The organism is Myxococcus vastator (assembly GCF_010894475.1).
Classification (GTDB): domain Bacteria; phylum Myxococcota; class Myxococcia; order Myxococcales; family Myxococcaceae; genus Myxococcus; species Myxococcus vastator.
Genome location: NZ_JAAIYB010000252.1, coordinates 1 through 12,060 on the forward strand (window position 1 = coordinate 1; position 12,060 = coordinate 12,060).

Annotated in this window: 12 protein-coding genes; 5 read left to right on the forward strand and 7 right to left on the reverse strand. The window is 70.9% G+C overall.

Translation table 11 applies throughout. The features are described from left to right. On the forward strand, positions 1–484 hold a 484-nt coding region (locus G4D87_RS23075), incomplete at its 5' end, for a methyl-accepting chemotaxis protein (RefSeq protein WP_240358509.1). Positions 485–487: 3 nt separating this feature from the next. On the opposite strand, the gene G4D87_RS23080 is transcribed toward G4D87_RS23075, so the two are convergent. The 4 genes from G4D87_RS23080 to G4D87_RS23095 all read right to left on the reverse strand — a co-directional run bounded on the left by G4D87_RS23080 (position 488) and on the right by G4D87_RS23095 (position 5,699). After that, positions 488–730: an amphi-Trp domain-containing protein gene (locus G4D87_RS23080; protein WP_163784372.1), complete on the reverse strand. Its 243-nt coding sequence runs from the start codon at positions 728–730 to the stop codon at positions 488–490. A gap of 92 nt (positions 731–822) precedes the next feature. Continuing rightward, positions 823–1,713, reverse strand: a complete 891-nt coding sequence (locus G4D87_RS23085) for a sigma-70 family RNA polymerase sigma factor (RefSeq protein WP_163784373.1) — start codon at positions 1,711–1,713, stop codon at positions 823–825. Then, positions 1,710–4,823, reverse strand: coding sequence for a tetratricopeptide repeat protein (locus G4D87_RS23090; protein ID WP_163784374.1), 3,114 nt, complete (start codon positions 4,821–4,823; stop codon positions 1,710–1,712). Before G4D87_RS23090 ends, G4D87_RS23085 begins: the two co-directional genes overlap by 4 nt. Before the next feature lie 57 nt (positions 4,824–4,880). After that, a complete protein-coding gene (locus G4D87_RS23095) occupies positions 4,881–5,699 on the reverse strand; it encodes a PHP domain-containing protein (RefSeq protein ID WP_163784375.1) in 819 nt (272 codons plus the stop codon). A 118-nt stretch (positions 5,700–5,817) separates the two neighbouring features. On the opposite strand from G4D87_RS23095, the gene G4D87_RS23100 reads away from it, so the two are divergent. From G4D87_RS23100 to G4D87_RS23110, 3 genes are all read left to right on the forward strand, one after another. Further along, the gene (locus G4D87_RS23100; protein ID WP_163784376.1) at positions 5,818–6,105 is read left to right on the forward strand and encodes a hypothetical protein; all 288 of its coding nucleotides are present in this window, start codon (positions 5,818–5,820) and stop codon (positions 6,103–6,105) included. 62 nt (positions 6,106–6,167) lie between these two features. Next, a complete protein-coding gene (locus G4D87_RS23105; protein WP_163784377.1) occupies positions 6,168–6,602 on the forward strand; it encodes an OsmC family protein in 435 nt (144 codons plus the stop codon). A gap of 108 nt (positions 6,603–6,710) precedes the next feature. Beyond that, positions 6,711–7,238 carry a hypothetical protein gene (locus tag G4D87_RS23110; RefSeq protein ID WP_176408847.1) on the forward strand — a complete coding sequence of 176 codons (528 nt, stop codon included), beginning with the start codon at positions 6,711–6,713 and terminating at the stop codon, positions 7,236–7,238. 74 nt (positions 7,239–7,312) lie between these two features. Here the strand turns inward: G4D87_RS23110 and speA are convergent, their stop codons facing one another. After that, positions 7,313–9,334, reverse strand: coding sequence for a biosynthetic arginine decarboxylase (gene speA, locus G4D87_RS23115; RefSeq protein WP_163784379.1), 2,022 nt, complete (start codon positions 9,332–9,334; stop codon positions 7,313–7,315). 240 nt (positions 9,335–9,574) lie between these two features. Here speA and clpX point away from each other — a divergent pair, with 240 nt between their 5' ends. Beyond that, a complete protein-coding gene (gene clpX / locus G4D87_RS23120) occupies positions 9,575–10,645 on the forward strand; it encodes an ATP-dependent Clp protease ATP-binding subunit ClpX (RefSeq protein ID WP_163784380.1) in 1,071 nt (356 codons plus the stop codon). A 1-nt stretch (position 10,646) separates the two neighbouring features. Here the strand turns inward: clpX and G4D87_RS23125 are convergent, their stop codons facing one another. Then, positions 10,647–11,402, reverse strand: a complete 756-nt coding sequence (locus G4D87_RS23125) for a CvpA family protein (protein ID WP_163784381.1) — start codon at positions 11,400–11,402, stop codon at positions 10,647–10,649. Positions 11,403–11,416: 14 nt separating this feature from the next. Beyond that, positions 11,417–12,060: J domain-containing protein (locus G4D87_RS23130; protein WP_240358510.1), on the reverse strand; the 644-nt coding region annotated here is incomplete at its 5' end.

The window sequence follows — 12,060 nt, forward strand, 5'->3', positions numbered from 1 at the left end:
CTCCGACCTGCTGGCGCTGAACGCGGCGCTGGAGGGCACCAAGGCGGGCGAGGTGGGGCGGGGCTTCTCGTTGGTGGCCGCGGAGATGCGCAAGCTGGCGGAGAACGTGTCCGCCTCCGCGCGCGACATCGCCCGCATCGTGGAGAAGGTGCAGGACTCCGGCGAGGAGGCGGCGGCCAAGGCCCGCGTGGGCATGGCCACCAGCGACCGGGGCGTGGAGGTGGCCGAGCAGGCCTCCTCCGTGTTCCAGCGCATCGTCGAGCTGGCGCGCGGCACCAGCGAGGCGGCGCGGCAAATCACCATCGCCACCCGGCAGCAGCGCCAGTCCAGCGAGCAGGCCGTGCAGGGCGCCCGCAACGTCGCGGAGCTGGTGAAGCAGGGCGTGGACGCGACGGGCCGCACCACGCGCATCGCCCAGGACCTGCAGGCGGTGGCCGAGGGGCTCACCGCCGTCACCAGCCGCTTCAAGACGACGCGGAGCTGAGGCTCACTCCCGCTGCCAGCGCAGCTGGAACTCCACCTCGTCCACGCCGTCCTCGCGCTCGTGCTCGATGTTGAAGAGCGCGTCGGCGGGGATGCGCAGGCGCTCGCCGGCGACCTGGATGCTGAAGGCCTTGCCCGCCTCGATGGCGTCCGCCAGCCGCCGCAGCTTCGCGACGAAGTCCTTGCGCGGGTACGTCTTCTCCAGGTCTCGGTCCGCTCGCTTCGCCTTCGCCTTCTTCTGCGCCATCGTGAGGGCTCTTTCGTCCAGGGTTTCCCTGGATGATGGCATCGCCCGCGTTGAGCGCGCAGCCCGAATCGGCGCCGAGGTCGAGCCGCGCATCAGCCCATCAGCCGGTGGAGGCTGAGGTCCAGGCGGCTCTGGACCAGCCCCAGGAGGCTCTCCACCTCGCGCCCGTCCAGCTTCAGCCGGGTGGCCAGCTCGCGGTGAGTCCCCTTCAGGAGCCGCTCACGGGCCTGGGCCACGTGACGCGCCACGCTGGAGCGGGGCTCCGCGTACAGCGTGGCGATGCGGTCCATGGTGAGGCCGTGGAGATGGTGCAGGCGCAAGAGCGCGCGCTCCCGTTCGGACAGCGTCGCCAGCGCGGCCTGGAGGGATTCGGACAGGGCCTGCCGGGAGTGGGCCTGGAGCACGTCGCGCTCGGGGTCGTCCCGGGACAACAGCTGCTCCAGGGCCTCCGGGGGCGTGGAGGTCTGCTCGTGGCGGCCGGCCTGCTCCAGCAGCTCGCCGCCGACGCGCGAGGCGACGATTCGCACCCAGCCGCCCAGCGAGCCACGTCCCGAGTACTCCGCGATTTTCGGCGCGCCGCCGTGGACGCCCAGCAGGAGCCGCTGGCGCGTCACCTGGAGCACCTCGTCCACCATCGCCGTGAGGTGCCGTGACAGCCGCGCGGCGACCTTCTGGAGGACGTGCTTCTCGAAGAGCTGCAACGCCTGGGGCTCTCCCTGGGCGCAGGCACACGCCAGGTAGACGTCCGCGGCGTGGAGCTGCTCGAGCGCCTGCAGGGGCGTGCCCTCCGTGCGCAGGTGCCGGCCCACGTGGCGCAACAGGGCCGCGGGCGCCAGCGTCACGGTGGGCCACGCCGCACGGCCTGTATCGAGCAGCTCCGTGAGCAGGGCCTCCAGCGCGGGCGCGGAGCGCAGCGTGTCGTGCAGTGACTCGGGAGCCCCCGCGAGCAGCAGCGGCGTCAGCGTTTCCGGCGCCTGGCTCATCGGGTGACCTTGCTCACGCGGGGCAGGTGGCGCGCCTGCCAGGCCACGAGCTCATCGTGCTCGCGCCGCGCGCGCAGCCCCTGGGCTTCCAGCCACGCTTTGGCCTCGTGGATGAGGGCCGTGACCTGCTCGCGCCCCTCCGGATCGGGCCGCTCCCACAGGGCCCGCGCGAGGAGGAAGGACACTCGCGCGGCCTCCTTCCGGTCCAGCCACACGCGCGCATGGATGCGGCGTGCGCGCTCGAGCAGCGGGACGGCCCGCTCCGGCGCGCGCAGGCCCAGGTGCGCCTCGCCGAGGCAGGCGAGGTCGAGCGCGGCGTCCGGGCTGTCGTCACCCTGCGCGGCTTCGTCCAGGGCCAGGGCGCGCTGGCAGCGGGTGAGCGCCGCTTTGAACGCGCCCGTCTCCAGGTCCACCCGGGCCAGGTCCCGCTCCACGCCGCACGCCACCACGCTGTCGGTGCCGTTCTCCTTCTGCAGGAGGCTCAACGCCTGCGTCAGGTTGCGCCGCGCCACCGCCGGCCGGCCCGCGCGCAGGTGGATGAGGCCCAGGTTGCGCAGCGACATCTCCAGGCGCGGCGAGCCCTGTCCCACGCTGCGCTGGATGCGCTCCAGCGCCTGCTGATTGTGCGTGAGCGCCTCGTCGAGCCGGTCGGAGTCATAGGCCACCATGCCGAGTCCGCCGAGCGCGGTGACGGTGCTGGGATGGTCCGGCCCCTTGCTGCGCTCGAAGATGGCCAGGGCCCGCGCGTAGTGGCTCCGGGCTTCCTCCAGGCGTCCCTCGCGGCGCAGCAGGCCCGCCAGGTTGTTGAGGGGCGCGGCCAGGCTCGCGTGCTCCTTGGAGCGCGCCGCCTCCAGCAGCCTCAGCGAGCGCTGGAACGTCTCGAGCGCTTCCTGCGTGCGGCCCAGGGAGAGCAGCTCGGTGGCGATGTTGTTGAGGTTGAGCGCGAGCACCGGGTGCTCGGGGCTCCACTGGCGCTCCTGGAACGCGTAGGCCTGCGCCTCCCGGTAGAGCGCCAGGGCCTCCTCCGCGCGGAGCTGCCGGGAGCGGACGCGTCCCAGGCCGGTGAGGAAGTACGTCACGCGAGGCCGCGAGGGGCCCGCGGTCCGCCGCGCCAGCTCCAGGCCCTGGGTGAACTCCGCGTCCGCTTCGTCCAGCTTGCCCTGCACCAGGAGCAGGCCGCCCATGCGCAGGTGCAGGTCGGTGGCGATGTGCGGGAAGCGCTCGCGGCCCAGGCGCTCCACCGCGGCGCGGGCGTGGTGCACCAGCCGGTTCGCCTCGTCCATGCGCGCCATCTGGTCGCCCACCACCCACAGGAGGAGGTTCCAGACGCGGGCCACCGTCTCATCGTCGCGGCCCGCCTCGGCGGCCCAGAGCGCCTTGTAGAGGTGCTCCTCGGCCTCCTTGGGCTTGCCCGCGAGCCCATGGGCATAGCCGTGCAGCGTGAGGACCTCCGCCTCCAGCGGGCGGTAGTCCAGCCCCTGGATGGCCTGGAGCAAGGCCGTCGTCTCCTTCAACGCGCCAGGGTGGTTGCCCGCGTCCATGTAGGCCCGCGCCTCCGCCAGCTTGCGTCGCGCCGCGTCCACGCGAGGCCGCAGGGCATCCGGAGGCTGCGGCCGGTTCGCCAGCTCCGGAGCGTCCCGGCAGCCGGAGATACCCTCCAGTGACGCCACCAGCTGCGGCGCGTTCTGCACCGTTCGCGCGTCCGCCTTCTCCAGCACGTCGACGACGGCGGCCAGGTGCCACAGCCGCGTGTCCAGACACGCGGCCGTCTGCCATGAGGCGTTGGCGTCATCGCGCGAGGCCGTGCACGCGTCGGTGCGCAGCGCGCGCCACGTGTCCGCGTGTCCGTCCAGCGTGCTGGCGACGGCTTCCCACGCGGCGGCGGCGAAGGGCTTTCCCGTGGCCAGGAAGGCCGCGTGGATTCGCTCGCGGCGCTCCGGTCCCCAGATGGTGGTGAGCCGCTCCGCCTCCCGCTCGCAGCCGGCCTGCCTCCGGTGCGCCGCCACGTAGCCCACGGTGAGCCCCAGCGCACAGGCCACTGCGGCGGCGCCCACCCAGGCCAGACGCCTTCCGGTGCGGGGGGCCAGTTCGGCCAGCAGCGCCTCCATCGTCGGGAATCGCGCCTCCGGCCGGGCGCTCAGGCCTCGCAGCACCGCGCGCCGCACACGGGCCGGGATTTTCGCTTCGCGCTCCGGCGCGCGGAGGCGTCCTTCCCGCGCGGCCTGACCCAGTGCTTCCAGCGTCCGGCCCTCGAAGGGGCGCACGCCGTGGAGCGCCTCGTACAGCGCCACGCAGAAGCTGAACTGGTCCGAGCGTGCGTCCACGCCGTGGCCTTGAAGCTGCTCGGGCGCCATGTACGCGGGCGTGCCCAGCAGCGCGCCCGAATGCGTCAGCGGCGAGTCCACCCACGAGGCCGGCGCCGCCGCCGCGTCCAGGCTCGTCGGCGCGACGTGGCCGAGGACTCGCTGGTGGGAGGGGCGGGCCAGCCCGAAGTCCGTCACCCGCACGCGCCCCTCCTTACCGACCAGCACATTGCCCGGCTTGAAGTCGCGGTGGACCAGCCCGGCGGCGTGGGCGGCCGCCAGCCCCCGGCCCGCGTCCACGAACACGCGCACCACGTCCTGCCAGGGGCGCGGCGACTCCAGCCACTCCGCCAGCGACGCGCCCTCCACCAGCTCCAGCGCCAGGAAGACGCAGTCGCCGCAGACGCCCACGTCATGGACGGTGACGACGTGCGGATGCGCCAGCCGGGCCAGGGCCTGGGCCTCGCGCAGCAGCCGCAGCCGCAGCTCCTCCAGGTGCCGGCCCTCGGGGCGCAGCAGCTTCAGCGCGACCCTTCGGTCCAGCTCCGGGTCATGGGCCGCGTACACCTCGCCCATGGCGCCCCGGCCAATGCGCTCCTGCACCACGTAGCGTGAGAGCTGGGTGCCCGTGGTCACCAGGGGCCCAGCGCCGGGCGGGGGCACGGCCTCCGACGCGCTCGCTCCCAGGGCCAGGTGCTCCTGGCAGCGCTCACATCCCTCCACGTGGGCCAGGACGCGCGTGCGGTGCGCGTCCGGGAGCGCACCTTCGAGGAAGTCGCTCAGTGTCGTCTCGCTCGGGCACCCCATGGCGCCCTGGAGACTATCAAATTCCGGGAATTTTCACTTTTGCCCGCTTGTGACGGCTCAGGCCTGGGCGCGGGATTTGAGCCGGGCGAAGAGCTCGGGAGGCATGGAGGCGGTGCCCAGCCGGTGGTCGGCGGAGATGGCCTCGCCGTGGAAGTCGCTGCCCGCGGTGGGGACCAGGTCCAGCTCCCGGGCCAGGCCGAGGTACTTCTGGCGCACGCTGGGGTTGTGGTCCTCGTGGAGGACCTCGAGGCCGGCCAGTCCCAGTTGGGCGAGCGCGCGGATTTCGAGCCGCTCCATGCGCGATGAACCCGGGTGGGCGAGGGTGGCCGTGCCGCCCGCGTTGCGGATGAGGCGGATGGCGTCCTCGCCGGCCAGCTTGAAGCGCTCCACCCAGGCGGCGCCGCGCGTCCCCAGGAAGCGGTCGAAGGCCTCCTTCACGTCCACCACCCAGCCTCGGTCCACCAGCACGCGGGCCAGGTGGGGGCGGCCCAACTGCGCGTCGCCGGCCACCGCCCGGACGTGCTCCATGCGCACCGGGTAGCCCAATTGCCGCATGCGCTCCAGCAGGGCCTCCATGCGCTGCTCGCGCTCCAGGCGGAGCCGGTCGGCGAAGCGGGCGATGTCCTCGTCGTCCGGCCGCAGGAAGTGCCCCAGGATGTGGCACTCGCGTCCATGGATGAACGCGGAGATTTCGATGCCCGGCACCAGCTCCACGCCGTGGGCGCGCGCCGCCCCCTCGGCCTCGGCCAGGCCCGCGACGGTGTCGTGGTCCGTCACCGCCAACACCGTCACCCCGGCGGCGGCGGCTCGCGCCAGCAGCTCCGTGGGCGCATATTGACCGTCGCTGGCGGTGGTGTGCGAGTGCAGGTCAATCACGGCGGGCTCCGGGGTGTGGAGTGAATGTCTCCCATACGCGACCTCTGCCGGGTTTCACACCAACTTGCGGCATGGGGGGTGCCGCCGCCACCCGGGGTGTGGCTACTGTCCGAGCCCTATGGGCAAGAAGTCCGATGCGACCATCGAGAACCGGGTCTACCTCTTCGAATCACTGGCGAGCAGCTACGTGGCGTCCGCCACCGAGGTCTTGTCCTCGGAGGACCCCGCGGTGCGGCAACGCGCGCGCCGGGCCCTGGCGGAGCTGGCCTTCGTGTCCTGTGTAGTGGCGGACACTTCGCATCTGCCGGCCGAGCAGGTGCGGGCCCAGGTGCTCGGCGCGCCCGAGCGTGTGCCGGAGGCGCCTTCGAAGGTGTCCGGCGGCGCGGCCCGGAAGCGCAACAAGTAGCGGCCCCGCGGGCTGTTCGGGTGGTATGCCGGCGGCGCCCTTTTGCTTCGAGGAGCGCCGACATGAGCCTGCCGCAGCCGCCCGCCACGGGCGTGGTGATGACGCTGGTCAGCCAGCCCCAGTTCAAGACGCAGCTCACCCATGGCCCGTCAGGCATGGTGAACCAGACGGAGGCGCCGCGCGACAACGGCGGCACCGGTGGCAGCTTCTCGCCCACGGACCTGGTGGGCGCGGCGCTGATGTCCTGCGCGGTGACGACGATGCACCTGTTCGCCTCGCGCGAGGGCATTGCCCTGGGCGAGGTGAGCGCCCGCGTGGAGAAGCGGATGACGCCGCCGCCGCGCCGCATCGCCGAGCTGGTGCTGGACATCCAGATGCCGGCCGGCCTGTCCGCCGAGCACCGGGCTACGCTGGAGCAGGTGGGCCGCGAGTGCCCGGTGGCCCGCAGCCTCCACCCGGACGTGAAGCTGCCGCTGACGTTCAGCTACCCGGACTGAAGGACGCCGGGCCGCCTGCCCTCCAGAGGGGCCTGCTCGCGCGTGCTGCGGGTGGGCCCCTTCGTGTTCATCCTCCCCGGCTGCGGGGCTCGTCCTGGAGGACACGGCATGCATGCGAAGCGGCTGGGCATCTACCTCAATGACCACCTGGCGGGCTCGGTGGGCGGGCTGGAGCTGGCGATCCGCACGGAGGCGGAGAACCACGGCAACCTGCTGGGCCGCTACCTGGCGGCGTTCATCCCCGAGCTGAAGGAGGACCAGGCCACGCTGCTGTCGGTGATGGACGCACTGGAGCTGAAGCGGGACGGGCTGAAGCTGCGCGCCGCGTGGGCGGTGGAGAAGGTGGGCCGGCTGAAGCTGAACGGCACGCTGGTGCGCTACTCGCCCTTGAGCCGGCTGCTGGAGCTGGAAGGGCTGTGCGCGGCCACCGAGGCCCGCCTGTCCCTCTGGCGCACGCTGGCGCGCGTGTCGGTGAAGGACACGCGGCTGGCGGCGTTTGCCTTCGAGTCGCTCGTGCAGCGCGGCGAGGCGCAGCGCTCCGTGCTCCAGCGCCTGCGGGCCCAGGCGGCTGACGTGGCCTTCGCGGAGGAGCCGCAGCCCTTCGGCTCCGGAGAGCCGCTCGTCGCGGGCCCCTGACGGACGCCCGGAAATGAAGAAGCCCCCTGCCGCGGTGAGCGACAGGGGGCTGGGACTTCATCCGGGCGCGGGGCTCAGGTGCCCGACGTCCCCGACGCGCCGGGAGCCGGCGGCGTGGGCCGGGCGTCCGGCGTGGGCACCAGGCGCAGCTGGCTGGCGCTGCTGCCGAAGCTCGCGTCCACCTCGCGCTCCAGGTACGTGTAGCCGGACAGGCCATCCTCGTACATGCGCAGCAGGTTGCGCGACTCGTCCAGGGTGATGCGGCCCTGGCGCAGCGCGGCCTCGGTGAACTTGCGCAGCCGCGCCACCAGGTCGTCCTTGGTGTAGCTGACGTAGTTGAGCACCTCCGTCACCGTGTCGCCGGCCACCACGTTGTCGATGAGGTAGCCCCCGTTGGGCCCCAGCGACACCTGCACGGCGTGGGTGTCGCCGAACAGGTTGTGGAGGTCGCCCAGAATCTCCTGGTAGGCGCCCACCATGAAGATGCCCAGGTAGTAGTCGTCATCGTTGAGCGCGTGCAGCTCGAGGGCGTCCTTCACCTCGCGCTTGTCGATGAAGTGCTCAATCTTCCCGTCCGAGTCGCAGGTGATGTCCGCCAGCGTCGCGCGGCGCGTCGGCTTCTCCGACAGGCGGTGGATGGGCATCATCGGGAAGAGCTGGTCGATGGCCCACGAGTCCGGCAGCGACTGGAACACGGAGAAGTTGCAGAAGTACGTGTCGTTGAGCGCCTTCTCCAGGGAGTCCAGCTCCTCGGGAATCTCTCCCTGCTCCCGCGCGATGCGCATGATCTTGTGGCAGGTGGCCCAGTAGATGTTCTCCGCCGCCACGCGCTGCTCCAGCGACAGGTGGCCCAGCGAGAAGAGGGTGAGGCTCTCCTCCTTGGCGTCCTGCGCGTCGTGCCACGCCTCCAGCAGGTTCTTGTTGGTGACCTCGCGGTAGGTGGACCAGAGGTTACGCACCACGGAGGGCGCCTTGTCGTCCACCTTCTCCGGGACTGGCGCCGGGTTGAACTCGCTGGTGCCCAGCACGTCCACCACCAGCACCGCGTGGTGCGCCACCACGGCGCGGCCGGACTCCGACACCAGCGTGGGGTGCGGCACGCCGGCCCTGTCACAGGCCTCCATGACGCCGAACACCACGTCGTTGGCGTACTCCTCCGTGGTGTAGTTCATGGAGGAGGCAAAGTTCGTCTGGGAGCCGTCGTAGTCCACGCCCAGGCCGCCGCCCACGTCCAGGTACTTCAGCGGCGCGCCCTGACGGGCCACCTCCACGTAGAAGCAGCCCACCTCGCGCAGCGCGTTCTTCACGTTGCGGATGTTGGAGATCTGGCTGCCCAGGTGGAAGTGCAGCAGCTCGAAGGCGTTGAGCAGGCCGGCGTCCTTCATGAAGCTGATGCAGTTCATCAGCTCTGAGGAGGTCAGCCCGAACTTGGAGCGGTCGCCGCCGCTGGCCTCCCACTTGCCGGCGCCGCGCGTGGACAGCTTCACGCGGATGCCCAGCCGAGGCGCGATGCCCGTGCGCCGGGCGACCTCCGCGATGAGCGGCAGCTCGCTGGGCTTCTCGACCACCAGGATGACGTTGCGGCCCAGGCGCGAGTAGAAGAGCGCCGTCTCGATGTACTCCTCGTCCTTGTAGCCGTTGCAGATGACGAGCGCGTTCTCGTTCTCCAAGAGCGCCATCACCGCGAGCAGCTCCGGCTTGCTGCCGGCCTCCAGGCCGTAGTTGTAGCCCTTGCCCGCCTCGATGAGGGTCTCCACCACGTAGCGGTGCTGGTTCACCTTGATGGGGTACACGCCGCGGTAGCCGCCCTTGAACCCGTGCTCGGTCATGGCCTTGCGGAAGGCCTCGTTCAGGTGGACCACGCGGTGGCGCAGCACGTCCGTGAAGCGGATGAGCAGCGGCAGGCCAATGCCCCGGCGGCGCACTTCGTCGACCAGCTCCTTCAGGTCCATGTTCGGGGCCTGGGGACCGTCCGGGTGGACGATGACATGGCCCTTCTCGTTGATCCCGAAGTAGGGGTTGCCCCAGTTCCGGATTCCGTACAGCTCGTGCGCGTCGGCGAGGGTCCAGCGGTGGGGAGGGGCGTTTACGGGCATCGGCGTCTCAAGGCTCCCTGGGTAGGACGGGGTGGACTCCCATGAACAACGGATACGGCCACGGGAATCGCGCGGGAACTATCGGAAAGCCCCTCGGTATACAACAGCCGCCTGTGCGGAGGGCAGGCGGGCAGGCGGGACGGCCGCCCGGTGTGTCTCCTCCCACGGGCCGACCCTCCATTCAATTCCTACCCTTTTCCCGTGAGTCCTGAGGGACGCGTGGAAACAAGGGGAGGGTACATGGAGTCGTCCGCACGCAGGGAAGAAGCGGTGCTGACCCCGCGGGAAATCTACGAGCGGCTGGATCGCTTCGTCATCGGCCAGGCTGGCGCCAAGCGCGCCGTGGCCATTGCGGCCCACAATCACCTCAAGCGGCTGCTGGCGCGAAGGCTGCGCCGGACGTCGCTCATCAAGAAATCCAACATCTTGCTGATTGGCCCCACCGGGAGTGGCAAGACGCACATCGCCCGCAACCTGGCGGACATCCTCCACGTGCCGTTCACCACCGTGGACGCCACCGAGTACACGGAGGCCGGCTACTACGGGAAGGACGTGGAGGTGATGATCTCCGACCTCCTCTTCAAGGCGAACCACTCCGTGGAGGACACCCAGCGGGGCATCATCTTCATCGACGAAGTGGACAAGATTGCCCGCCGCTCCCAGGGGGCCCGCAACGGCGCGGGCAGCCGCGACATCGGCGGCGAGGGTGTCCAGCAGTCCCTGCTGAAGCTGCTGGAGGGGCGCGAGGTGTACGTGCCCCTCAACGTCACCCAGGCCTGGAACAAGAGCGACTTCGTGCAGGTGGACACGCGCGACATCCTCTTCATCTGCGCGGGGACGTTCAGCGACTTGCACGATGAGGGGGATGAAGGGAGCCGCGCCCTGGGCTTTGGCGCGGCGGACGCGGCGAAGCGCAGCCAGAAGCGCATCAGCACCCGTCAGTTGACGGACTTCGGCATGCTGGCGGAATTCCTTGGACGCCTGCCGGTGGTGGTGCAGCTGGAACGGCTGGGCGAGGAGGACCTGATTCGCGTGCTCACCGAGCCGCCGGACTCCATCGTGCGCGAGTTCCGCGAGCTGCTCTCCATGGATGACCTGGAGGTGGACTTCGCTGGCCCGGGCCTGCGCGAGGTGGTGCGCTATTCCGTGGAGCGTGGGCTGGGGGCTCGAGGCCTGCGGTCCATCCTGGAGCACGTCATGGCGGACGTCATGTTCGAGGCGCCCGAGCGGCGGCGGCGCCAGGTGACGGTGGACGCGGGCTTCGTGCGGGAGCGGCTGCGCGGGCTGGATTCGACGCAGCTGAACGTGTGAGTCAGGGCTCGCGCTCGGACGCGCGGGCCGCGGCGCCCAGCCGGGCCGCCACGTCCGGGTCCTGGATGAGCTGGAGCACACCGTCGTGGCGCAGCAGCGCGGCGGTGTCTCCACGCGCCAGGGCCTGCTTCAGCTTCGGATCTTTCAGCAGGCGCTGGAAGCGGGCGTCCTTGCGCAGGGCCTTGTAGGCCGGGTCGTCCTGGAGCTGGCCCGCGCGCTTTGGATCGCTGGCGGCCTTGGCGACCTCCACCAGGTTCTTCACCGGGGCGAACTGCGTCATCTCGAAGAGGTTGTAGCGGCGGGCGACCTCGATGGAGAGCGACTCCTTCGGGGACAGGCCCACGCGGCGGCCCGCGATGACGACGTGCTGTTCGAAGAAGGCGATGGCGCTGAGCACCACCCAGGCGATGATGCCCATCTTCGCGCCGCCCAGCGCGAAGCCGAGGAAGCGGTCCAGGCCCCGATTTTCATTGTGCTGGCCGGTGGAGAGGATGCGCAGCAGCAGCGCGCCCAGGGCGTAGCGCACCGCGAGCCACGTGCAGATGAACACGAGCACCGTGCCCACGATGGCGCCCAGGAAGAGCGGGCTGCCCAGGGCCTCCGCCAGGTGTGGGGCCGTCAGGGGGCCCAGGCGGCGCGAGGCGAAGTAGCCCACCGCCAGCCCCACCACGTTGGCGACCTGGCGCGACGCCCCGGTGATGGCGCCAATCATGGCGAAGAACAGCACCAGTCCGAGGATGATGAGGTCGATGACCATGGGCGCCGCCGCCGTCAGCGAATCTTGAACGAGCCGCCCTTGTCGCGGGACTCGTCCTGGGACTGCTTCTGGACCTCTGCCAGCCGCTCCTTGTAGCGGGCGTTGGCGGGCTCATAGGTGAGCGCCATCTTCAAGTTTCGCTCGGCGGCGGACCAGTTGCCGGCGTCCGCGTCCTTCTGCGCCTGCTGGAAGAACTGGCGTCCCTTGGGGTGGGTGCCGATCTGCTCTTCCTGCTCCTTCTTGGCGGCGGCCTTGGTCTCCGCTTCGGAGGCCTCGGTGAAGCGCAGCTTCTGGGCGCGCTCGGGGCCCGCCACGTCGACGACGTACTTCTTGCGCTTCGTGTCGTCGCGCAGGACGTAGTAGGCCTCGGTGACGCGCTTGTAGAGCTCGTTGATGCGCTCCTTCAGCTCCTTGGAGTCCACCTGGAAGAAGCGGTCCGGATGGTAGGTGCGGCTCTCCCGGTAGAAGGCGCGCTTGATGTCCGCGGGCGTGGCGGTCCGCTCCAGCATGAGCACTTCGAAGTAGTCGAGCTGGTCCAGCTTCGCGCAGCGCGACTCCAGGTCCGCGAGCTGCTGGATGTCCAGGCCCGGGCCCGTTGACGCAGCGGGCGCTGGCGGTGGCGTGACCGCCGCTGCAGGGGCGACGGGCGGGACGATGG